Annotated in this window: 20 protein-coding genes; 13 read left to right on the forward strand and 7 right to left on the reverse strand. The window is 52.1% G+C overall.

Annotation, left to right across the window (positions count from 1 at the left end):
• Positions 1 to 47: 47 nt before the first annotated feature.
• The 7 genes from yhdP to csrD all read right to left on the reverse strand — a co-directional run bounded on the left by yhdP (position 48) and on the right by csrD (position 10,801).
• Positions 48 to 3,851 carry an AsmA2 domain-containing protein YhdP gene (gene yhdP / locus AC791_RS17235; RefSeq protein ID WP_049841724.1) on the reverse strand — a complete coding sequence of 1,268 codons (3,804 nt, stop codon included), beginning with the start codon at positions 3,849 to 3,851 and terminating at the stop codon, positions 48 to 50.
• A 39-nt stretch (positions 3,852 to 3,890) separates the two neighbouring features.
• Entirely contained in the window at positions 3,891 to 5,360 is a 1,470-nt protein-coding gene (gene rng, locus AC791_RS17240; RefSeq protein WP_049841725.1) for a ribonuclease G, read from the reverse strand.
• A complete protein-coding gene (locus AC791_RS17245; protein ID WP_049841726.1) occupies positions 5,350 to 5,943 on the reverse strand; it encodes a Maf family protein in 594 nt (197 codons plus the stop codon). Before AC791_RS17245 ends, rng begins: the two co-directional genes overlap by 11 nt.
• A gap of 7 nt (positions 5,944 to 5,950) precedes the next feature.
• The gene (gene mreD / locus AC791_RS17250; RefSeq protein ID WP_049841727.1) at positions 5,951 to 6,439 is read right to left on the reverse strand and encodes a rod shape-determining protein MreD; all 489 of its coding nucleotides are present in this window, start codon (positions 6,437 to 6,439) and stop codon (positions 5,951 to 5,953) included.
• A complete protein-coding gene (gene mreC / locus AC791_RS17255; RefSeq protein ID WP_049841728.1) occupies positions 6,439 to 7,437 on the reverse strand; it encodes a rod shape-determining protein MreC in 999 nt (332 codons plus the stop codon). The genes mreD and mreC overlap by 1 nt, the downstream gene beginning before the upstream one ends.
• Before the next feature lie 67 nt (positions 7,438 to 7,504).
• Positions 7,505 to 8,548: a rod shape-determining protein MreB gene (gene mreB / locus AC791_RS17260; RefSeq protein ID WP_000913396.1), complete on the reverse strand. Its 1,044-nt coding sequence runs from the start codon at positions 8,546 to 8,548 to the stop codon at positions 7,505 to 7,507.
• A gap of 312 nt (positions 8,549 to 8,860) precedes the next feature.
• Positions 8,861 to 10,801 carry an RNase E specificity factor CsrD gene (csrD, locus tag AC791_RS17265; RefSeq protein ID WP_049841729.1) on the reverse strand — a complete coding sequence of 647 codons (1,941 nt, stop codon included), beginning with the start codon at positions 10,799 to 10,801 and terminating at the stop codon, positions 8,861 to 8,863.
• Positions 10,802 to 11,022: 221 nt separating this feature from the next.
• Here csrD and AC791_RS17270 point away from each other — a divergent pair, with 221 nt between their 5' ends.
• The 13 genes from AC791_RS17270 (at position 11,023) to AC791_RS17325 (ending at position 23,871) form a co-directional block, all read left to right on the forward strand.
• Complete coding sequence (locus tag AC791_RS17270; protein WP_049841730.1) at positions 11,023 to 11,997, forward strand: MDR family oxidoreductase; 975 nt, start codon at positions 11,023 to 11,025, stop codon at positions 11,995 to 11,997.
• A gap of 122 nt (positions 11,998 to 12,119) precedes the next feature.
• Entirely contained in the window at positions 12,120 to 13,124 is a 1,005-nt protein-coding gene (msrP, locus tag AC791_RS17275) for a protein-methionine-sulfoxide reductase catalytic subunit MsrP (RefSeq protein WP_049841731.1), read from the forward strand.
• A gap of 1 nt (position 13,125) precedes the next feature.
• On the forward strand, positions 13,126 to 13,725 hold the full coding sequence (gene msrQ / locus AC791_RS17280) for a protein-methionine-sulfoxide reductase heme-binding subunit MsrQ (protein ID WP_049841732.1): 600 nt from the start codon (positions 13,126 to 13,128) through the stop codon (positions 13,723 to 13,725).
• 411 nt (positions 13,726 to 14,136) lie between these two features.
• The gene (accB, locus tag AC791_RS17285) at positions 14,137 to 14,607 is read left to right on the forward strand and encodes an acetyl-CoA carboxylase biotin carboxyl carrier protein (protein ID WP_049841733.1); all 471 of its coding nucleotides are present in this window, start codon (positions 14,137 to 14,139) and stop codon (positions 14,605 to 14,607) included.
• A gap of 10 nt (positions 14,608 to 14,617) precedes the next feature.
• The gene (gene accC, locus AC791_RS17290) at positions 14,618 to 15,961 is read left to right on the forward strand and encodes an acetyl-CoA carboxylase biotin carboxylase subunit (RefSeq protein WP_049841734.1); all 1,344 of its coding nucleotides are present in this window, start codon (positions 14,618 to 14,620) and stop codon (positions 15,959 to 15,961) included.
• Between the two features lie 214 nt (positions 15,962 to 16,175).
• The gene (locus AC791_RS17295) at positions 16,176 to 16,418 is read left to right on the forward strand and encodes a YhdT family protein (RefSeq protein WP_049841735.1); all 243 of its coding nucleotides are present in this window, start codon (positions 16,176 to 16,178) and stop codon (positions 16,416 to 16,418) included.
• Positions 16,408 to 17,859, forward strand: a complete 1,452-nt coding sequence (panF, locus tag AC791_RS17300) for a sodium/pantothenate symporter (RefSeq protein ID WP_049841736.1) — start codon at positions 16,408 to 16,410, stop codon at positions 17,857 to 17,859. The genes AC791_RS17295 and panF overlap by 11 nt, the downstream gene beginning before the upstream one ends.
• A gap of 11 nt (positions 17,860 to 17,870) precedes the next feature.
• Positions 17,871 to 18,752, forward strand: a complete 882-nt coding sequence (prmA, locus tag AC791_RS17305) for a 50S ribosomal protein L11 methyltransferase (protein ID WP_049841737.1) — start codon at positions 17,871 to 17,873, stop codon at positions 18,750 to 18,752.
• A gap of 163 nt (positions 18,753 to 18,915) precedes the next feature.
• Positions 18,916 to 19,656: a carbonic anhydrase gene (locus tag AC791_RS17310; protein WP_049841738.1), complete on the forward strand. Its 741-nt coding sequence runs from the start codon at positions 18,916 to 18,918 to the stop codon at positions 19,654 to 19,656.
• A gap of 366 nt (positions 19,657 to 20,022) precedes the next feature.
• The gene (dusB, locus tag AC791_RS17315) at positions 20,023 to 20,988 is read left to right on the forward strand and encodes a tRNA dihydrouridine synthase DusB (protein WP_049841739.1); all 966 of its coding nucleotides are present in this window, start codon (positions 20,023 to 20,025) and stop codon (positions 20,986 to 20,988) included.
• Positions 20,989 to 21,013: 25 nt separating this feature from the next.
• The gene (fis, locus tag AC791_RS17320; protein WP_000462905.1) at positions 21,014 to 21,310 is read left to right on the forward strand and encodes a DNA-binding transcriptional regulator Fis; all 297 of its coding nucleotides are present in this window, start codon (positions 21,014 to 21,016) and stop codon (positions 21,308 to 21,310) included.
• A gap of 185 nt (positions 21,311 to 21,495) precedes the next feature.
• Complete coding sequence (locus AC791_RS20030) at positions 21,496 to 21,657, forward strand: DUF2556 family protein (RefSeq protein WP_072094400.1); 162 nt, start codon at positions 21,496 to 21,498, stop codon at positions 21,655 to 21,657.
• A 147-nt stretch (positions 21,658 to 21,804) separates the two neighbouring features.
• Complete coding sequence (locus tag AC791_RS17325) at positions 21,805 to 23,871, forward strand: putative bifunctional diguanylate cyclase/phosphodiesterase (RefSeq protein ID WP_049841751.1); 2,067 nt, start codon at positions 21,805 to 21,807, stop codon at positions 23,869 to 23,871.
• The last annotated feature ends 5 nt before the right edge of the window (positions 23,872 to 23,876 follow it).

Genomic DNA, 23,876 nt, shown 5'->3' on the forward strand with positions numbered 1-23,876 from the left:
AAAAAACGTATCTATTGAGATTGAGGCAATTCATAGCTGTCGTCAAATCATTGCTTTTTGCCATCGCGCGTTTGACGCAGTACCTCGTTAATTTGCGGCTTATCGATTGGGCCGGTGATGCGATAGCGCAGGATAGAAACTTTATTCCACAATGGTCCCAGCACTTTGCTGGCCGCGAAAACGGCTGCACCGACAATCGGGTTGACGGCAAATGCCGCGGCAACGCCGACGGTTGCGGAAATTTCCGGAGCCACTACGGCTTCCATATTCAATTCACGGCGTACCAGATTAATAGAGCCCTGCATCGCGATGTCGGCCTCCAGCCCGTCGACCAGGGTATCGTCGGTATGCAGCGTGCCGTCTTTGATCCAGGCGGTACTGCGAATAGAGTCAAACCAGAAACCTTCGCTGAAGGTATCGCTGAAATCGAAACGCAGCTTGCGCAGCAGCGCATCCACACTGACCAGTCGCAATAACTGCCCTGCATGTCCGGTGCTGATATCGGTAAATTCGCCCTTGCCCAGACGGGCATGTAGAACGCCGTTCAATGACGACACATCAGGCTGCCACGGGGCATTACGCCAGTGAAGATCGTAATCAAGGTTGAAAGAGGAATCGCGGATTGGCGAGACCACGCCAAAGAATCCCAGTGCGGAGTCCAGTTTGCGGCCGTTAATTTTGCCTTTCAATGACGTTCGCTGTTGGCCCGGAGTATTTACCCATACGCCATTGGTGGTCAGACGACCAAAAGCGGTATCGACCAGTCCGTTAGCCAGCGTCAGCGTATCGCCCTTAATCTTCACATCTGCGTCAATGCGCCCATATTTTTGCCCCCAGAACCAGCACTCTGCGCAGCGCAACTGGGCGTCAGGCCAGCCGCGGAAATCAACACTACGGGACGTAAACGGTGCGTCAGAGCCAGCACCGCTGCCATTGCCACTCAGGGCTTTGGTATTCGGATTAAAGTAGAGATAGCGGATCGCCGCCAGCCACGGTGCGTCATCGCGCATCGTGAGCGAGGCATTAATTTCACGGCCCTGCGCGTCGACGCGCGTACCGCCCGCCACCGGCTGCGAGACAATACTCAGGTTATTCCACTGCTGGCCGCCGAGCGCCAGCGCAGGCGTTCGCAGCGTGATATTTTGCGGGAAACTCGCGGCGCTGCTGACGTTGCTTGCCGCGCCTTTCTGGAACAGCGCCAGCCATTGCGCGCCGTCCATAGGGGGTAAATTCAGTTCTATGCCTGACTGCGAGGGTAAGCGCGGCATCGTCCGGCTGTCGGTGGTCACGATTGCGCGATCGAGCGTGAGTTTTTTATCCAGTAACCAGCGGCTATTAAAATGGCTCTCTTTACCAACATTCCCCGTCAGATCGAAGTGATTCAGATCGCCTTTAGCCCTGACGTTCACCGACAGAGGCACGCCCGCAGATTTGCTGACAGGCTCAGGTAAGTGACTACTTACATTCTTCAGGTCGCCGGTCAGGTTTACGTTGTAATTGGTGCCGCCGCCGTAAGGCAGGTCGATATTAACTTTACCCTGCCACGGAACCGTGCCAGCGAGCGCATCGTTAACCTGTTTTGGCAGAATGCCCATACGCGCAGGCTGCCAGTTAGCATTCATATTGACAGCAACCTGAAAGGCTTTCTTGCCTTCGGTCGTGGAAAAATCCACTTTAAGCGGTTGATTAAACCAGTTTGCCTGCATCGGCCCACTTTGCAGATTACCATTTTCAAAATGAAACGCGCCGCTCAGATTTTTGAGCGTCGAGTCCAGCGGTTTTATGTACAGGCTGTTGTTTTTTAACGTGACATCACCCAGAGCAGTCACATTCTCGCCCTCCAGCGGGATATCAAGATGTAAGCGAGCATTCACATCGCCATCAAGCTGCAGCTGCTGTAACGTGGCACCCAGTGAATCATTCAGCGGCGTCTGTTCAAAATAAGGACCAACGTCTTTACCTGGCCCGTGCAGGTCAGCATCAATAAGCAGTTTGAGTTTGACGTAATCCGGAATAGCAACCCGAAGATTGCGCGCTTCCACCCCTCCGAGTCGGGCGCTGTCAGCGTTGATCCACATTCCGTCATTAATAAAGTCGAGGACCAGATCCTGTTTCGTGAGCGCAGGCCAGTCTGGCTGAAAAGCATAAGTAGCATTGCGAACCGCCGCCAGCACTTCAAACTGCCCTTCATTATGCTTATAGGGGAAAAGGTGCGGGTTCCCGCCAAAGACGATGGTTGCATTATCCGCTTGCCCGCCCTGAATGGCGCCGCTGAGATAATCCACCAGCTTTTTGCCCATCAGGTTTTCGGGAAAATAGCGCCATGCCTGCGAGGCATCGCTGGCATCGGCTCCGGCCAGAATACCCAGCCATGGCTCACCCTCTTTGGGCTGCAGATAACGGAAGTTACCTCCGGCGTGAACGCCTGTCGCCTTAACGTCAATATGCCGACCGTCGAGCATGAAACCGTGTTCGTTCTTGATCCAGTTTAGTGTGGCAACGCCCTTTTCGATTTCCAGCGGCGCACGGAAGACCAGGTCGTAAGGCATTTTGGCCCGATCCATATTAACCGTCATCGACGCATTTTCTACGCTGCCCACAATGTTCCCGGAAAAGTGCTCGGCACCGGGTAGCATCTTCCACTGTTTCCAGGCCAGATCCTGCCAGGTCGCATTAAAGCGGGTTTTATCCGTTGCTTTCAGCGGAATATCAAGCGCCAGCGAGTTAATGTTCCCGGAAGGCTCCGTGGCGCGCCAGATTTCACCCAGTTTCGGCGATATTTTATCGGCAATCGGGAGTAACCCTTCCAGGCCGCTTAGTTCAAGATGGCTGGCACGAATGCGAAACTCATCGCTCTGCACGCGATCTTGACCGCCAACGTCCTGTTCGGGGATCCATGCCAGCGCCAGCGCCCCACGCGGCCACGGCTTATTGTCGATAGTGATACGCGTATCAGGAATACGAAATTCCCAGCCGTCCTGGCCGCCTGAGATATGTGCTGTCAGGTTATCAACGGAGAGCCGATGCGTTTCATCATTGCCTTTCCAGCTCGCTCCCCCCTTTTTCAGCCAGATATCGCCGCCTGAAACATCGCCTTTGGTCAGATCGACCCAGCCTTCCAGACTGAATTGCGCCGTCTCAAGCGCCACGTTGTCCTGCATCCAGCGGCCCAGCCACGGCTTGACGTCAATATCATCAGCCTGTACCCAGATTTTACCGTCGTTCAGCAGGCCGTTATCGTCGCGCAGATCCATACGCACTTTCATGACGCCGTGCTGCCCGGTCAGGCTGGAGAGACTGACTTCACCTTCAGCGCGATGGCGGTTGCGGCCGTTAAGCCACGTCAACTGGGGAATAGTCAGTTCCGCACGCTGTCCGGAAGGCGTCAGAAAGCTGATATGACTGTCACGGAGATCGAAATGGTCGAACTGGCGCAGGAAAAGGTCGCTGATGCGGTCTGATTTAATGCCGTCATCACTGCTTTGCATTAGCGGCGTGTTGGTGCTGAAATTAAGCTGCCAGAAGGTGAGATCGCGAAACTGCCAGCGCAGGTGGAGCAGACTCTGCCAGACGTCGAGAGCCAGAGTAACGCGCTTTATCGACACCTTGTCGCCATCGTTAAGCCGGGCGCTGATATCACGCACGTCCACTACAGGGCCAAAATTTTCCCAGCTGGCATTAATCTTACTGGCGTCAACAGCAACGCCAGTAGAAGATTCAATTTTCGCCAGCAGTGTCGGACGCCATTTGTCGAGCTGTGGCAGAACGAGGCGCAAGCCGCTCACTGCCAGGGCAACGATGACAACCAGCATTGCACCTGTAAACAGTAAAATCCCCGGCAATCGCCTCACGCCTTTCTCCTTGTCAGCCGGCCACGGCAGACTGTTGTATTACATCATCACCACATCAAACTGCTCCTGATTATAGAGCGGTTCAATCTGGACTTTGACCTGCTTACCGACGAAGATTTCGACTTCAGCCAGCGCGTGAGACTCTTCACCTTTGAGGGTTTCCGCCACCGCAGGAGAAGCGTAGACCAGAAAACGGTCGGAGTCGTAGGCATGATGCACACGGACGATTTCACGCATGATTTCGTAACATACGCTTTCCACGGTTTTTACCGTGCCGCGACCGTGGCAGGTGGGGCATTCGTGACATAACACGTGTTCAACGCTTTCCCGCGTACGTTTGCGGGTCATTTCAACCAGGCCAAGCTGCGAAAAACCGTTAATGCTGGTTTTTACCCGATCCTTGCTTAGTGCCTGTTCAAGTGAATGTAGCACGCGACGGCGATGTTCATCGTTATTCATGTCGATAAAGTCGATGATAATAATGCCGCCGAGATTACGTAACCGAAGCTGCCGGGCAATGGCCTGCGTGGCTTCGGTATTAGTATTAAAAATGGTTTCGTCCAGATTACGGTGGCCGACAAATGCGCCGGTATTAATATCGACCGTCGTCATGGCTTCGGTCTGATCGATAATCAAATAACCGCCGGACTTCAGTTCAACCTTACGCTCCAGCGCACGCTGGATTTCATTCTCAACGTCGAACAGGTCAAATATCGGCTGACGTCCACTGTAATGTTCCAGCTTGCTGGTCATTTCAGGAATATATTCCGCGGTAAATTCCAGCAGCGCTTCAAACGTGAGCCGGGAATCCACACGGATACGGTCGAGATGGGCATCGGCAAAATCGCGCAGGACACGTTGTGCCAGCGCCAGTTCGCCGTATAGCTGATAGCGGGTCTGATGGCGCTTTTTACGCTCCATTACTTTGGTCCAGACGCGCTTAAGATAGGCAGCATCCGCCGCCAGATCGTTATCACAGACGCCTTCGGCGGCGGTACGGATGATAAATCCGCCCTGCTCGTCACAATATTCCGCGACGATTGTTTTCAGACGTTCGCGTTCTGCTTCGCTCTCAATACGCTGGGAAACGCCCACATGAGAGGCACCCGGCATAAAGACCAGGTAGCGTGAAGGCAGCGTAATATCGGTGGTAAGACGTGCGCCTTTAGTACCCAGCGGATCTTTAACCACCTGCACCATCAGATCCTGGCCCTGACGGACCAGCTCAGAAATGTCGCGAACGATAAACTGTTTTTGTTCTTCACCCGCCACGCATTCGGTATGCGGCATAATGTCGGAGGCATGAAGAAAAGCGGCTTTGTCGAGACCAATATCTACAAATGCTGCCTGCATACCGGGAAGAACACGGCTCACCCGGCCTTTGTAGATATTGCCTACGATCCCACGTCGGGCTTCGCGCTCTATGTGGATTTCCTGCAGAATACCGCCGTCAATATACGCCACCCGGGTTTCCGAGGGCGTTACGTTCACCAACAATTCAGCCGTCATGTTTATCTCTTTGCTCACGCAGTGAGTTAAAGTTACTCAGCAACTCATACGTTTCCACCAGCGGTAAGCCGACTACGGCGTGATAGCTGCCATTAATCTTCCTGACGAAGCAACCACCCAGCCCCTGAATACCGTATGCACCTGCTTTATCCTGAGGTTCACCGCTGGCCACATAGCCGGCGATGTCCTGTTCTGAGAGTACCCTGAAGGTCACCTCTGTCGCCACCAGACTTTCAAGAGCCAAATGCCGGTCAGCCAGTGCGACGGCGGTGAATACCTGATGGGTTTGCCCGGAAAGTTTGCGCAGCATTGCCGCAGCATCCGCGTCATCGCGTGGTTTTTCCAGCACTTCACCGTGCAGGACGACAATGGTGTCTGCTCCCAGTACTGGTCGATCGGCATCGGCCATCGCCACGCCAGCCTGAGCCTTTTCTTTCGCCAGACGCACAACATAATGTGTCGGGCTTTCATCTGGCTGACGCTGTTCTTCAATGCCAGGGACAAGGCGCTCAAACGATACGCCCAACTGATTCAATAGCTCCTGACGGCGAGGGGAACCTGAAGCGAGATAAAGCGCTATCATAAAAACCTTATTGCACCGCAAATTGCTGGCGGATCTTCCGCATCATTAGAAAGAGCCAGGGCCAGAGAATGCCGTTTACGACACTACTCCAGAATACCTCTGGCCGGAAAGAAACGTTGATCACTAAAAACTCGGCCCAGAACACAATGATATCCGTGGCAAGGGACAGCAGCATCACTACCAGCGCCTGTTGCCAGAGTGCCAGGTTGCGAAATAGCTGATATTTCAACGCCACCAGATAGGCAATAATGCTCAGCGCCAGCGCACGCACGCCAAGCGTCGAGCCCGTCACCAGATCCAGGATAGCACCGGTGAATAAACCGGTGCCCACATTGACCCGATGAGGCAGTGCCAGCGTCCAGTACAGCAGGATCAGTAATACCCAGTTAGGCCGGAAAACCAGAATGTTATCCGGCCAGGGCATGATCTGTAACAGAAGTGCGACCAGGAACGAGAGCCAGATAACCCATCGCCCCTGACTACGGTAGCTCGCCACTACTGCCCTCCCGAAGCGCGCGGTTGCGCTGCAGGCGCAATGCCGGTTGCTGGTGCAGGGATCGGTGCGGGCGGCCCCATGGCGTCAGGTGACGGAAGCACTTGTGGCATCATTTGCATCAGGCGTTCATTGGCGACACGATGGACATCTTCCGGCGTCATCGGGTTAGCCCCATTACGATCCGCCCCCCACAGCAGCAGCAAATAGCGAAGACGCTGTAAGCCGGCCGTCGGACGTGCCTGGATAACCGTATAGGCCCGCTGAGTGTCAAGCTTAACGGAGGAAACTACGCCTACCGGATAACCTTCCGGGAATCGTCCGCCAAGACCAGAGGTAACCAGCACATCGCCGACGCGAATATCGGTGTTGGCCGGCAGATGTTCAAGCTGTAGATCGTCAGTACAGCCATTACCTGCGGCAATTATCCGAATATCGTTGCGCAGTACCTGGATTGGCAGCGCATGGGTGGCATCGCAGATCAGCAGGACGCGGCTGGTCAGTTTTGCCACCGCAATGACCTGTCCGACGACGCCCTTATCGCTAATAATCGGCTGGCCTTCATAAACGCCGTTGTCGCTGCCTTTATCGATAACAACCTGATCGCTATACGGATCGTTAACCGTTGAGATCACCTGAGTGACCATTTTTTGTTCATCCTGACGCAGTGGGGAACCCAGCAGTTCGCGCAGACGCGCGTTTTCCTGCTTGTACTGCCCCAACATCAGCAGATCGCTGTTTTTTAACAGCAGCTCCTGCCGCAGCGCCCGGTTTTCAAGTTCGAGTTGTTCGCGCGAGGCCAGCGTCTGTGAAACGCTATCGAGCAATTCGCGAGGACCATTTGAGACAAAGTAGAAAGGACTGACGGCAGTGTCCATGTACGTTCGGATCTGGCTGAACGTACCAAGGCGGCTGTCGGCAATAATGATGCCAAGCGCCACCAGCACCGCCAGGATGAGGCGAATCTGTAGCGACGGGCCACGGCTAAAAATGGGCTTCATAGGCTATGCGTATTCTCGCGTCAGTTCAGGCCGGGACAACGCAACGCCGCCCCGGACCCGAAGCCGACTACTCTTCGCTAAACAAGTCGCCGCCGTGCATGTCGATCATTTCCAGTGCCTTGCCGCCGCCACGCGCTACACAGGTCAGCGGATCTTCAGCAACCACGACGGGAATACCGGTTTCTTCCATTAACAGACGGTCAAGATTACGCAGCAGCGCACCGCCGCCGGTCAGGACCATACCGCGCTCGGAGATATCAGACGCCAGTTCTGGCGGACACTGTTCCAGGGCAACCATCACCGCACTGACGATGCCGGTCAGCGGTTCCTGTAGTGCTTCGAGGATTTCGTTAGAATTAAGCGTAAAGCCACGTGGCACGCCTTCGGCAAGGTTACGACCGCGAACTTCGATTTCGCGGACTTCGTCACCCGGATAAGCCGAACCGATTTCATGCTTGATACGCTCTGCGGTCGCTTCACCAATCAGCGACCCGTAGTTACGGCGCACATAATTAATGATAGCTTCATCAAAACGGTCGCCGCCAATACGCACAGAAGAAGAATAGACCACGCCATTGAGAGAAATAACCGCAACTTCTGTTGTACCGCCGCCGATATCTACAACCATCGATCCGGTTGCCTCAGAAACCGGCAGGCCAGCACCGATGGCTGCCGCCATTGGCTCTTCAATCAGGAAGACTTCACGGGCACCAGCGCCCTGCGCGGATTCACGGATAGCACGGCGTTCAACCTGGGTAGCACCAACCGGAACACATACCAGAACACGCGGGCTTGGACGCATAAAACTGTTGCTGTGCACCTGCTTAATAAAGTGCTGAAGCATTTTTTCGGTCACGAAAAAGTCGGCGATGACACCGTCTTTCATCGGGCGGATCGCCGCGATGTTGCCTGGCGTACGGCCCAGCATCTGTTTCGCATCATGACCGACAGCGGCGACGCTTTTCGGTGAACCGGCACGATCCTGACGAATGGCGACTACAGAAGGCTCATTCAATACGATGCCTTGTCCTTTAACATAAATGAGGGTATTCGCAGTACCCAGGTCAATGGACAGGTCATTGGAAAACATGCCACGAAATTTTTTCAACATACTAAGGGATAATCCTGAAAGCTGGGGCGGAGTACAAAATCCGCTTACTTTACCAACCACACGCAGCAGCGACAAGGCGCAAAAATCATCTGCTACGGTGAAAATTAGTGCAGTTCGTCACCTTTGTTACAAACTGATGCCTGACTCCTTCAGATTTAAAATCATCAGCAGCGCTCCCTGCTTTCATTTGCACCTGTAAAAGGTCGTTAACGTGCGTTGTATATCGATGCTACAAAAGTCTGGCGGGCAGACAGGCACACCCCCAAAGATATAGCGCCCGTTATTCTACGTGAAAACATAGTAAACGGCAGGTCAAACCGAATATCTTTGCGAATATTTTTTAAGATTGGAGTCCAGCGGCTGGGAGGCGGCAAAAAAATCGCCCTGCCCGCCCGTTACACCACATTGAGCCAGAATTAGCCATTCGCTTTTTGTCCTAATTCCGGCGGCAAAAACTTGCGCTGATGTTCCTTTGCAAGCTTCGACCAGACTCTGCACCAGCAGCTGATTCTCACTGCGTTTTTCAAAGTTACGTACCAGACCAGGATGCAATTTAATTAATGCAACATCTAACTGCTTGATCCAGCTGGTACTCACCATTGTCAAACCCGCCTGCGTTACCGCAACCCTGACACCAAGGGCGTTAATCAATCGCACCACCGGTTGTAAACGACTGATGTGTAGACAAACATCCGCCTCAGCAAGTTCAAAAATAATGCGATTTCGTTGTGATTTTTCACATTGCATTAATGTATCGCGAAGCCAGCGCTGGAATCGTGGACGGATAAGCGCCTCAATTGAGACCTGTATCGCCAGGTTTTCCTGCGGCCAAAAGCCGAGAAAAGGCAGCACGCGGGCAATTTGCATCCGCTCATATTCTTCAGCCAGGCCAAATTGCAGAACAAATGGCATATACTCTGCCGCCAGAAGCTCTTCACTGCCGTCAAAGATGCGACACATTAATTCCCGATGGTGTACGCGGCCATCCGCCAGTACCGCCGGTTTTTGATAAAAACGCGGGCCACCGCGGCTTAACACCTGTTCAATGAGCGTGCGCCAGCGAACATTACCGCGTCCTTTTTCAGGAAGGGAATCATCATAAACCAGCCAGCTGTTCCCCCCCTGCAATACCGCATTGCGCGTAGCAATTTCCGCATGTTCCATAACTTGTTCGGTGGTTTGCCCGCTTCGCCAGGCGCAAATACCAATATGCATCATGTCTTCACGGTCGAGAATTTTGGTGGCGGGCAGCGCATCGACCGCTTTTAAAAGCTGCGAAGCAATGCCATCAGCCTCTTTGAGCGTGCGATGCGGCAGCAGTACCGCAAAATCACTGCGGTGATAGCGGGCCAGCAGGGCACCGGGGTAGCGCATAATAAAGGTGGAGATAAGATTGATTAGTGTAAAGGAGTGTTCTTGCGCGGCGCTGCGCCCCCAGTTATCACAAAGCAAATCAAAGTCCGGGAGGCGAATGACCATGACGATGCCATGCGTTCCGACTCTCTCCTGATCCTCCAGCAATGTTGCCAGTTGACTATCAAAGAACAGACGGTTATTCAGCCCTGTTTTGGTATCCTGTGCGGCATAGGATCGGATCAGCGTATCCATTCGACTGCGCTGTTCACTGGCAAAATGTATTTCTGAAAGCAGCATGTCCAGCGCACTGCTGGCGCGAGCTGGCCATTCATAGACCGTACCCCGTACGCCATGGCCACGCTCACCGTTAAGAATTCGCGTCGCGCGCATTTCCAGCAGTTCGCCTCCGGCCAGCTGACGCCGCATCCAGCGTACCGCGAGGAAAATAACGAACACCATAAAACCGATGCCCACGGTTAAGGGGGCGGTCGTGAGCAGTGAGTGAACGTAATTCGCCATCGGATCCTGATAGGTCAGTCGAATGGTCATACCGGGATGCTTAATCGATGGAACGTTGAGTTCACGGTACAAATCACTGCTGCCTAAAAGACGATAGCTCCCCTTCCTGACATGGCTATAAAGCGACTGTTTTCCCTGCAAAAAATCAACGCGCACAATATCAACGGGCACCATGATTTCATCCATCTGCAATTCCATCTGCGTGAAAGAACGGCTGACCAGGCGGGTATCCAGAATCGCGGCCACAGCGCGTACGCGACCATCAATTTTGTTTTGGATAGCCGTATAAAAACTGAGCGAGCATCCTATCAGCGTGACCAGAATGGTCAAACCAATAAGTAAGGTAATAAAAGCGGAAAACTTCGTCGTTAAACGCATCCCTGGGTTAACTCCGTCTTGTTATGAACAGCCCGGTTAATATAAGGCCTCACAGCCAACTGTACTTACTCAAAGTAAGTACTAACTTGCAGGCGAAGGGTGAATACTATCAAACCTGGCAGATCTGGCAATTTATTGCGTTAAGTCGGCATCGTTTTTCGATTAACGCGTATAGTCTTGCTCAGTAGTATTTCTAATCATTAGGCAAGTGAGGGCGAATAATGCAGGCTTTACTCTTAGAACAGCAGGAAGGAAAAACGCTCGCATCGGTGCAACGCATTGATGACAACCAGCTACCCGAGGGCAATGTCACCGTAGACATTCAGTGGTCCAGCCTGAACTATAAAGATGCGCTGGCCATCACCGGTAAAGGCAAAATCATCCGCAACTTTCCTATGGTACCCGGTATTGATTTTGCCGGAGTCGTTCATGCGAGCGACGATCCGCGTTTTCATCCTGGCCAGCAGGTCGTGCTGACCGGCTGGGGCGTGGGGGAAAATCACTGGGGCGGGCTTGCCGGGCGCGCGCGCGTAAACGGCGACTGGCTGGTTGCGCTTCCGGAAGGACTCGACGACCGGAAAGCAATGATCATTGGTACGGCAGGCTTTACCGCCATGCTGTGCGTCATGGCACTGGAAGACGCCGGTATTCGTCCTCACAGCGGCGAGATCCTGGTTACCGGCGCCAGCGGCGGCGTTGGCAGCACCGCCGTAGCACTGCTGCATAAACTGGGCTATCAGGTTGTCGCGGTTTCTGGTCGCGAAAGTACGCATGATTACCTGCGCGATTTAGGTGCCAGCCGTATTCTGGGACGCGATGAGTTTGCCGAAACGCGTCCGCTGGAAAAACAGCTTTGGGCGGGGGCTATTGATACGGTCGGCAACCACGTGCTGGCGAAAGTGCTGGCGCAGATGAACTATGGCGGCTGCGTGGCCGCCTGCGGCCTGGCGGGTGGTTTTGCCCTGCCGACGACGGTGATGCCGTTTATTCTGCGTAATGTGCGCTTACAGGGTGTGGACTCGGTGATGGCGCCTGCGGCACGTCGTATAGAAGCCTGGCGTCGTCTGGCCCAGGATCTGCCAGAAACGTTTTACACTCAGGCTACAACGCAAATCACTCTTGATGAAGCGCCGAAAGTGGCTGAAGCTATCATTAATAATCAGGTGCAAGGTCGTACCCTGGTTAAAGTGAATTAGGATTCTTCGCGCAGGAATTTACATTTAATTAAGTGATTTTCTCGCGCACTGACAGACTCCCTGCCATTATTGGATCAACGCCACTGCCGTTCTGCTGGTGGCGTTCTCGCCGGGAGTCCATCATGAAGAAATTACGTCGCTTAACCGAAGCCGATGTCACCGCCGAATCGGCTTTTTTTATGCAGCGCCGCCAGGTTCTGCAAGCGCTGGGGATCAGCGCCGCCACGCTCAGTGTACCAACCTTAGCCCGGGCGGATTTACTCGACTGGTTTAAAGGCCACGATCGCCCTCCGGCCCCTTCCGGCAAGCCGCTGGATTTTATCCGCCCTGCCGAGTGGCAAAGTACACTTCCTCTTACCCCGGAAGATAAAGTCACTGGCTATAACAACTTTTATGAATTTGGTCTGGATAAAGCCGATCCTGCCGCCAATGCGGGCACTCTGAAAACCGATCCGTGGACGTTAAAGATTGATGGTGAAGTGAATAAACCGCTCACGCTCGATCATGACGATTTGACCCGACGTTTCCCGCTCGAAGAGCGTATTTATCGGATGCGCTGTGTTGAGGCGTGGTCAATGGTGGTCCCCTGGATCGGCTTCCCGCTGCATAAGCTGCTGGCGCTGGTGGAACCTAACAGTCATGCAAAATATGTCGCTTTTAAGACCATTTATGCGCCAGAACAAATGCCAGGGCAGAAAGATCGCTTTATCGGTGGCGGCCTGAAATACCCGTATGTTGAAGGGTTGAGACTGGACGAGGCGATGAATCCTCTGACATTGCTTACAACCGGCGTATACGGCAAAGCGCTGCCGCCGCAAAACGGCGCGCCGGTGCGTCTGACGGTACCGTGGAAGTATGGCTTTAAGGGAATTAAATCGATTGTCAGTATTACTCTCACTCGTGAACGGCCCCCCACAACCTGGAATCTGTCTGCGCCGGGCGAGTACGGATTTTATGCCAATGTCAATCCGCATGTAGATCATCCGCGCTGGTCGCAGGCAACGGAGCGTTTTATCGGCTCCGGCGGCGTACTTGATGTAAAACGCCAACCAACGCTGCTGTTCAACGGCTATGCCGACCAGGTGGCGTCGCTGTATAAAGGTCTTAATTTACGGGAGAGTTTTTAAAGTGCGATTAACGGCAAAACAGATAACTGGGCTGAAAGTCGTTCTGCATCTTGCGGCTTTTCTGCCGCTGGTGTGGCTATTCTGGGCCGCCTCACAGGGCTATTTTAGCGCCGATCCGGCGAAAGATATTCAGCATTTTACCGGTAGGATGGCTCTGAAATTATTGCTGGCAACCTTGCTGGTGACGCCGTTAACACGTTACGCTAAGCAACCGCTCCTGATCCGTACTCGCCGTCTTTTAGGGCTCTGGTGTTTTGCCTGGGCGACCCTGCATTTAACCAGTTATACGCTACTGGAACTGGGTATTAACAATTTGTCATTGCTGGGTCAGGAGCTGGTAACGCGTCCCTATCTTACCTTAGGCGGCATTAGCTGGCTGATCCTGCTGGCGCTGGCAGTGACATCTCCCCAGGTTATGCAACGAAAGCTGGGGCGGCTCTGGCAAAAATTGCATAACTGCATCTATCTTGTCGCCATCTTCGTACCCATACACTATTTGTGGTCAGTGAAGATATTGTCACCGCAGCCTGTCATTTATGCCGTGCTGGCATTGCTGCTTTTGGCATGGCGTCATAAGAAGTTCCGTCAGTGGCTGCGTTAATGTTGATAATGTGCGGTTTACCGCAGTTCTTCCTTCTGACAACGGGCCAGAAACAATTGCAGTTGATAATCTTCCCTGATAAGGCCAGTATTTAGCTGCGAAATGCTACGAAATCGTTATAATGTGCGACTTCAATTTTCCTGACGAGGGATTTATCACTTCGGAAGGTGACAATCGTGCATTGAAGGTATATTTTGTTTTTTGCCGGACAATAGCCGAAGATGACGACACAATTGATGGCTGCTCAGGTATTTCGCTTTTGAAAGGTGAATAGCTGAAATGCCCGGTAGCCGGGCGGTGAAGCGGTTTTTAAACCCTGCTAACCGTTTAAAACCGGTTATTTTTATGCTTTACAGACGGCGATAACAAGCTTGTCACAATCACACTAAACAAAGAGTACGGAACCCACTCATGGATATTCGTAAGATTAAAAAACTGATCGAGCTGGTTGAAGAATCAGGCATCTCCGAACTGGAAATTTCTGAAGGCGAAGAGTCTGTACGCATCAGTCGTGCAGCGCCAAATGCAGGTTTTCCGATGATGCAACAGGCTTATGCTGCACCCGTTATGCAGCAGCCGGCTTTATCTAACGCTGTAGCTACAGCGGCAACGCCAGCGATGGAAGCGCCAGCAGCGGCAGAAATCAGTGGCCACATCGTACGTTCCCCGATGGTCGGTACATTCTACCGTACCCCGAGCCCGGACGCTAAAGCGTTCATTGAAGTGGGCCAAAAAGTCAATGTAGGCGACACCCTGTGCATCGTTGAAGCAATGAAAATGATGAACCAGATCGAAGCCGACAAATCGGGCGTGGTGAAAGCCATTCTGCTCGAAACAGGTCAACCGGTAGAATTTGACGAGCCGCTGGTCGTCATCGAGTAACGAGGCGAACATGCTGGATAAAATTGTCATTGCTAACCGTGGCGAGATCGCACTGCGTATCCTTCGTGCCTGTAAAGAGCTGGGCATTAAGACTGTCGCTGTACACTCCACTGCGGATCGCGATTTAAAACACGTATTGCTGGCGGATGAGACCGTGTGTATCGGTCCTGCTCCGTCTGTAAAAAGCTATCTGAACATCCCGGCAATCATCAGCGCCGCTGAAATCACCGGCGCGGTGGCAATCCATCCGGGTTATGGCTTCCTGTCTGAGAACGCCAACTTTGCTGAGCAGGTTGAACGCTCCGGCTTTATTTTCATCGGCCCGAAAGCCGACACCATTCGCCTGATGGGCGATAAAGTGTCCGCGATCACCGCCATGAAGAAAGCTGGCGTACCAACTGTACCTGGCTCCGACGGCCCTCTGGGCGACGATATGGATGCTAACCGCGCTCATGCTAAACGCATTGGCTATCCGGTTATCATTAAGGCGTCAGGCGGCGGCGGCGGTCGTGGTATGCGCGTAGTGCGCAGCGATGCCGAACTGGAGCAGTCCATTTCCATGACGAAGGCTGAAGCGAAAGCTGCTTTCAGCAACGACATGGTTTACATGGAAAAATACCTGGAAAACCCACGTCACATCGAAATTCAGGTGCTGGCTGACGGTCAGGGTAATGCAATCTATCTGGCTGAACGCGACTGCTCAATGCAGCGTCGTCACCAGAAAGTTGTTGAAGAAGCCCCTGCGCCAGGCATCACGCCGGAACTGCGTCGCTACATCGGTGAGCGCTGCTCAAAAGCGTGTGTTGATATCGGTTATCGCGGGGCGGGTACGTTTGAGTTCCTGTTTGAAAACGGCGAGTTCTATTTCATCGAAATGAATACCCGTATTCAGGTTGAGCATCCGGTTACCGAAATGATCACCGGCGTTGATCTGATCAAAGAGCAACTGCGCATCGCGGCGGGTCAACCGTTGTCCATCAAGCAGGATGAAGTTGTGGTGAGAGGCCATGCGGTAGAGTGCCGTATCAACGCTGAAGACCCGAACACCTTCCTGCCAAGCCCGGGTAAAATCACGCGTTTTCACGCGCCGGGCGGTTTTGGTGTACGTTGGGAGTCTCATATCTACGCAGGCTACACTGTGCCTCCGCACTATGATTCTATGATCGGCAAACTGATTTGCTACGGTGAAAACCGTGATGTGGCCATTTCTCGCATGAAAAATGCCCTGCAGGAATTAATCATCGACGGGATTAAAACCAACGTTGAGCTGCAAATGCGCATTATGAATGACGAGCATTTCCAGAATGGTGGAACCAACATCCACTATCTGGAGAAAAAACTCGGCCTGCAATAGACCTAAACCCGATAGCGCGTCTGATCAGCAGGCGCGCTCTTTTTCTACATCCCCCCCGCATACACATTTCAATTACCGACCTCGCTTTCGTATTCGCCCGAATAAAAATAAGTTGCTTCAGTTAAACTCAACGCATTGCGGAAAATCTTTGGGTAATGCCCTCTGTATCCGTACAATCACAGCCGTATAAAGTCATTTCTGATACTGGAAAACTATGAACACACGTTTTGCTCAGGCTCATAAAGAAGCGCGCTGGGCGCTGGGATTGACGCTTCTTTATCTCGCCGCATGGTTAGTGGCCGCTTACTTACCTGATTCAGCGCAGGGTATCACGGGTCTGCCGCACTGGTTCGAAATGGCCTGTCTGCTCGTTCCTCTGGTATTTACGTTGCTATGTTGGCTCATGGTGCGCTTTATCTTCCGCGATATCTCTCTGGAGAATAACGATGCAGTTTGAAGTTATTGCCGCGCTGGTGATTTATCTGCTGGCGGTGTTTGCGCTTTCTATTTATGCCATGCGCCAGCGGCAGACGGGCACTTTTCTAAGTGAATATTTTCTTGGTAGTCGTTCTATGGGCGGCTTTGTGCTGGCAATGACTCTGACAACGACCTATATCAGCGCCAGCTCGTTTATTGGCGGCCCGGGGGCGGCATACAAATATGGCCTTGGTTGGGTGCTACTGGCGATGATCCAGGTACCAACTATCTGGCTGTCGCTGGGCATATTGGGCAAGAAGTTCGCTATTCTCGCCCGCCGCTATAACGCCATTACCCTCAACGACATGCTGATGGCCCGCTACCAGAGTCGAACCGTGGTGTGGATTGCCAGTATCAGTTTACTGGTGGCCTTTGTCGGCGCGATCGCCGTCCAGTTTATTGGCGGTGCCCGGCTGCTCGAAACGGCTGTGGGAATCAACTATGAATCGGGCCTGCTAATTTTTGGCATTACGATTGCGTTATATACCGCATTCGGTGGCTTTCGGGCCAGCGTACTCAATGACACCATGCAGGGAATGGTTATGCTGGTTGGTACGCTGGTGCTACTGATTGGCGTTATTCACTCGGCAGGCGGACTGGATGTCGCCGTTGGTAAGCTGCAACATATCGATCCTCAACTTGTTTCGCCCGACGGCGCCGATCATATTTTAACGCCGACTTTTATGACATCCTTTTGGGTGCTGGTCTGCTTTGGCGTGATTGGTTTACCTCATACGGCGGTACGCTGTATCTCTTATAAAGACAGCAGGGCCGTGCATCGCGGGATCATCATTGGCACCATCGTGGTATCACTATTAATGCTGGGAATGCATCTGGCGGGCGCGCTCGGTCGTGCCATACTGCCGGACTTAACGGTGCCCGATCTGGTGATCCCAACGCTGATGTTACAGGTCCTGCCACCATGGGCGGCCGGGATTTTTCTGGCGGCACCTATGGCCGCGATCATGTCTAACGTTAACGCACATCTGCTCCAGGCCTCGGCAACCATTGTGAAAGATCTGTGGCTTAGCGCGCAGCCAACAAAAGTTCGTCATGAAAAGCAACTGAAGCGGATATCAATGGCCACGACCTTGATCCTCGGCGTGCTTATGATGCTGGCTGCCTGGCGTCCACCGGAAATGATCATCTGGCTGAATCTGCTGGCGTTTGGTGGGCTGGAAGCCGTCTTCTTGTGGCCGCTGGTGCTGGGTCTGTACTGGGAGAGAGCGAATGCTGCTGGCGCGCTGAGTGCGATGATCGTTGGTGGGGTGCTGTATACTGTCCTCGCGAGCTGGAATATTCAGTGGCTGGGCTTTCATCCCATCGTCCCTTCACTTTTGATAAGTTTGTTGGCTTTTCTGGTAGGCAACCGATTTGGTTCTGCCCCACCACAAGCTGCCGTTATTTCTACTGATAAATAAAGAGTTTTGCTATGCCATGGATCCAACTGAAACTGAATACAACCGGTGCCAATGCAGAAGAACTGAGTGATGCGCTGATGGAGACCGGTGCGGTTTCTATCACCTTCCAGGACACGCACGACACGCCGGTGTTTGAACCGTTGCCAGGTGAGACGCGCCTGTGGGGCGACACTGATGTCATCGCGCTGTTCGATGCTGAAACCGATATGAAAGAGATCGTGGCGATCCTTGAACAGCACCCGTTGCTCGGCGCGGGCTTTGTGCATAAGATCGAGCAGATCGAGGATAAAGACTGGGAACGTGAATGGATGGATAACTTCCATCCAATGCGTTTCGGTGAGCGTCTGTGGATCTGCCCAAGCTGGCGTGATGTCCCGGATGCTAATGCTGTAAATGTGATGCTCGATCCGGGCCTGGCTTTTGGTACCGGCACGCATCCTACAACGTCACTCTGTTTACAGTGGCTGGACGGTCTTGATCTTGCGGGCAAAACGGTTATCGATTTTGGCTGTGGTTCCGGCATTCTGGCTATCGCAGCGCTTAAATTAGGTGCAACAAAGGCTATCGGTATTGATATTGATCCGCAGGCTATTCAGGCCAGTCGGGCAAATGCTGAGCGAAATGGCGTTTCTGAACGTCTCGAACTGTATCTGCCACAGGATCAGCCGGATGTTATGAAGGCTGACGTCGTGGTCGCAAATATTCTTGCAGGCCCTTTACGCGAGCTGGCACCGCTTATTAGCGTTTTACCCGTTCAGGATGGTCTGCTGGGGCTGTCAGGCATTCTGGCAAGCCAGGCCGAGGGAGTATGTGAAGCCTATGCCGATCTCTTTACGCTCGACCCTGTGATGGAAAAAGAAGAATGGTGTCGGATCACCGGGTATAAACACTAAAGGCAGTCATTATTACGTGGTCCTCTGGCCACGTAATCTCATCATATTTTCTCACCGATATAAAAATTCTTATAATTCCCCCGATAAAAACAAGGTTTATACTGTATTAATAAATCGTTGATTTTATAAATGAATTAGATATTCATCAGGGAAATAATTAAACATGAAACGTTCACTCTGTTTTACCGCTATTTTATTGGCAAACCTGCTCCCGGGCATCGCCTCAGCATCCCAGTGGGGTTATGAAGGCGAAGGCTCACCCGAGCACTGGAGCGAAGTGAGTCCGGAAAATCAGCTCTGTCAGAAAGGGATGAACCAGTCTCCAATTAACATCGACAAAACGCTTAAAGCCCATATTAACCCGCTCAAAAATACCTACTCTCAAGGCCCGGTCAGTATTATCAATAACGGGCACACTGTTCAGGCCAACTTCGCTGAAAACAGCAAAAATAGCGTGGCCATTGATGGCGTGCCGTTTATGCTCCAGCAACTGCACTTCCATGCGCCGAGCGAAAATACGCTGCACGGTAAGCAATATCCTCTGGAAATGCATCTGGTACACAAGAATGCTGACGGTGAGGTGGCCGTCGTCGCGGTAATGTTTAATATCGGCGCGGCGAATAGCACACTCACCAAACTCTGGGCGGCAATGCCTGCTCAAACAGATAACGCACAGCCTTTAGCACCGGGAATAGATATCAACGGGCTGTTGCCGAAAGATAAGACCCACTACCGCTTTACTGGCTCTTTAACCACGCCACCATGTTCTGAAGGGGTCAGCTGGCTGGTGCTCAAGCATCCTGTTACGCTCTCCGAAGCTCAATTGAAGCAATTCACCGACGCCATGCATCATCACAATAATCGTCCAACGCAGCCGCTGCATGGCCGGGTTGTTGTTGAGTAATACTATGCCAGACGAAGGCCCGAGCCTCTGTCTGGCAGCACCTGCAATCTTTCAATTATGTTACTCAAAAATGAGAGGCAGCTCGCAGAAAAGTACTGAAATAGATTATTAATCCAGCATTTAATACGCTATTTTGCATATTAAAACGAATAAATGTTACTGAGCTTACGGAAAATACAAAAGAGCACCAATCAGCCAAACTCTCACAATCAACTGATTAATAAAGATTATTTTTATTTTTTTAATCTGGCGATCGAAATTCATTGATCCAGGACAGAGGATTGGTCAAAGTTTGGCCTTTCATCTCGTGCAAAAAATGCGTAATATACGCCGCCTTGCAGTCACAGAATGGTCATTTCTTAACTCATGCGTATCGGACACCACCAGCTCAGAAATCGTCTGATTGCAGCACCAATGGCTGGCATTACTGACAGACCATTCAGGACGCTGTGTTACGAGATGGGAGCAGGGCTAACCGTTTCCGAGATGATGTCCTCTAACCCACAGGTGTGGGAGAGCGATAAGTCCCGTTTACGGATGGTGCACGTTGATGAGCCAGGTATTCGCACCGTGCAAATCGCCGGAAGCGATCCTGAAGAGATGGCTGGAGCCGCACGTATTAATGTGGAAAGCGGTGCCCAAATTATTGATATCAATATGGGTTGCCCGGCTAAGAAGGTGAATCGTAAGCTTGCAGGTTCAGCCCTGCTGCAATATCCGGAGCTGGTGAAGTCTATCCTGCTCGGTGTTGTGAAAGCAGTGGATGTTCCGGTCACGCTGAAGATTCGTACCGGATGGGCTCCAGAGCACCGTAACTGCGTAGAAATTGCCCAACTGGCTGAAGACTGTGGCATTCAGGCTCTGACTATTCACGGACGCACACGCGCCTGTTTGTTTAACGGAGACGCTGAGTACGACAGTATTCGGGCAGTTAAGCAGAAAGTTTCCATTCCGATCATCGCGAATGGCGACATTACTGACCCGCTTAAGGCCAGAGCTGTTCTCGACTATACAGGGGCGGATGCCCTGATGATAGGCCGGGCGGCTCAGGGAAGACCCTGGATCTTTCGGGAAATCCAGTACTATCTGGACACTGGGAAGCTGCTGCCCCCTTTGCCTCTGGCAGAGATTAAGCGCTTACTTTGCACGCACGTTCGGGAACTGCATGACTTTTATGGCCAGGCAAAAGGGTACCGAATAGCACGCAAACACGTCTCCTGGTACCTTCAGGAGCACGCGCCAGATGACCAGTTTCGGCGCACATTCAACGCTATAGATGATGCCAGCGTACAGCTGGAGGCGTTGGAGGCATACTTCGAAAATCTTGCGTAAACAGAAATAAAGAGCTAACAGAACTATGTTCGAACAACGCGTAAATTCTGACGTACTGACCGTTTCTACCGTTAACTCCCAGGACCAGGTGACTCAAAAGCCCCTGCGTGACTCGGTTAAACAGGCACTGAAGAACTATTTTGCTCAACTGAATGGTCAGGATGTGAATGATCTCTATGAGCTGGTACTGGCTGAAGTAGAACAGCCCCTGTTGGACATGGTGATGCAATACACCCGTGGCAACCAGACCCGTGCTGCCCTGATGATGGGTATCAACCGTGGTACGCTGCGCAAAAAATTGAAAAAATACGGCATGAACTGATACTAATCAGTTAAGTGTTTGTTTTAAAAGGCGCTCTTCGGCATGGGGAAGCGCCTTTTTTATTGTTTGTATTCTACTTCGTCCCCTGTAATTTTAAGCCTACGTAAAGACCTGTTGTTCTTCTTTCTCTGCATTTTTTTTCGTGTATATTGCCTGCAACTCACTGATACCTGCAGGATAACGCAATGATCCGTAAATACGGATGGCTGGTTTTATTTGCCATTTTTGTCTTCATTTTCGATGCACTTCTTATCCAGTGGATTGAATGGTTTATCACCGAAAATGAGAAATGCCGGAACATGGATTCCATCAACCCATTGAAACTGGTGAACTGCAGCGATATTTAGTGCCAAACATGCCAAATGCCATCACGTTTTCCGTAGTAACAGCACGGTTTTAAATCCCTTTGCGCGATGTCCAGACAGTGGTAATGTCTTTGCCCCCTCGAAACAGGTATTGCCTGAACGTTCCACTGCGAATGAGTTTAAGACATGATGCCGGTTAACCATTACGACCAAATCCTCATTGTTGTCTCCTTTATCGTTGCCATTCTGGCCTCCTATACTGCGCTAAATATGGCAGGAAGAGTTGCCGTGACTACCGGTAAAACTGCCTGGATCTGGCTTGTTGGCGGCGGTTTCGCACTGGGCACCGGGATCTGGGCAATGCATTTCATCGGGATGCTGGCAATGGAGCTTGCCATGAGCCTGCACTATGACCCGGTACTGACTGCGCTATCGCTAGGTATTGCTATTGGCTCGTCTCTTTTCGCCCTCTGGTTAGTCAGCGTGGAGCGTTTGCGCTTACGCCGCCTGCTGCCAGGTGCGATGATTATGGGTACGGGTATTGTTACCATGCATTACACCGGCATGGCCGCCATTCAGGTTTCCGAACCTATTGTCTGGGATCTTTTCTGGATTGGCATATCGATACTGATTGCGCTGCTGGCCTCACTGGTTGCATTGTGGCTGACCTTTCGGCTACGCCGTGAAGCTGCGCAGGTCGCTGTTCTGCGTGCCGGGGCAGCGTTACTGATGGGTGTAGCAATTGCCGGAATGCATTATACCGGCATGATGGCAGCGAATTTTTCTACCCATATGCACGCCCTACACGAGGGTATGAATGGCAACTGGCTCGCCGTACTGGTCAGCGCCATGGCACTGGCTATTCTCGCCATTACGCTGATTGTTTCCATGCTGGATGCGCGTTTGCAGGCCCGCACCTCGTTGTTAGCAACCTCACTGGCACAAGCCAATCGTGAACTGGCAGAAATGGCGCTTCACGATACCCTGACCCGCCTGCCTAATCGGATTCTGTTACAGGATCGCCTGGAGCAGGCAATCAGTAAGGCCGATCGTGAAGGTTCCTCCTTTGCCTTGATGTTTATGGATCTTGATGGTTTTAAGAATGTTAATGATGGCTACGGACACGACATTGGCGACAAGTTGTTAATCGATGTCACTGCCCGCTTACATGCCATTCTGCAAGGGCAATATACCCTGGCGCGGATTGGTGGTGACGAATTTGTACTGTTGGCTGAGAGTAAAACCCCGGAAGAGGCCGCGTCTCTCGCCAGTGCGCTTGTCAGCGTTGTTGATCGCCCCTTTAATCTGGAACCTTACGAGATTATGGTCACGCTCAGTGTTGGGATTACGCTTTATCCTTACGATGGTAAAGACGAGCGTGAACTCATGTTCAATGCTGATGCAGCCATGTATCACACAAAGCATATGGGGCGTAACGGCTATCATTTTTTCCAGCCGTCGATGAATCAACTGGCACAGACCCAGCTTCAACTGATGAATGATTTGTGGCAGGCGATGGAGCGTAAGGAGCTACGGCTCTACTACCAACCTAAATTTCAGGCTCCTGCAGGACCCGTTATTGGCTTTGAAGCCCTGCTGCGATGGCAGCATCCTCATCAGGGTCTGTTAACGCCGGATATTTTTCTGCCCCTGGCAGAGAAAACGGGCCTTATTGTGCCGATTGGAAACTGGGTTATTGATGAAGCCTGTCGACAGCTACGTGAATGGCATTTACAAGGAAACACAGCCTGGTCAATTGCGGTCAATCTCTCGACATTACAGTTTGAGCAATCAACGCTGGTGGAAACGGTGATGGCGAGTCTCGAACGTCATGCCATACCGCCTGAGATGCTGATCCTGGAAGTCACCGAAACAACGGCTATGAGCCATCCGGACGAAAGTGTGCGCATACTAACCGCGCTCACAGCACGTGGCGTTAAAGCGTCAATAGATGACTTTGGAACAGGGTACTCCAGTTTGCTTTATCTTAAGCGGCTACCTGCCTGCGAGCTGAAAATTGATAAAGCATTTATTAACGATCTTAGCGGTGACGGTGAAGATGTCACCATCGTCTCCGCAATTGTTGCTCTGGCTAAAACGCTAAACCTTAAGGTCGTCGCGGAAGGCGTAGAGACTGAAATGCAACAGCAGTTTTTGACCGAGCTGGGATGTAATACGCTGCAAGGCTATTTACTGGGTAAGCCGGTAGCGGCTGATGCCGTCATGACATCCGTACGTGGATTACAACATACGTGACGGCT

It is taken from the genome of Klebsiella sp. RIT-PI-d, from assembly GCF_001187865.1.
GTDB lineage: Bacteria > Pseudomonadota > Gammaproteobacteria > Enterobacterales > Enterobacteriaceae > Superficieibacter.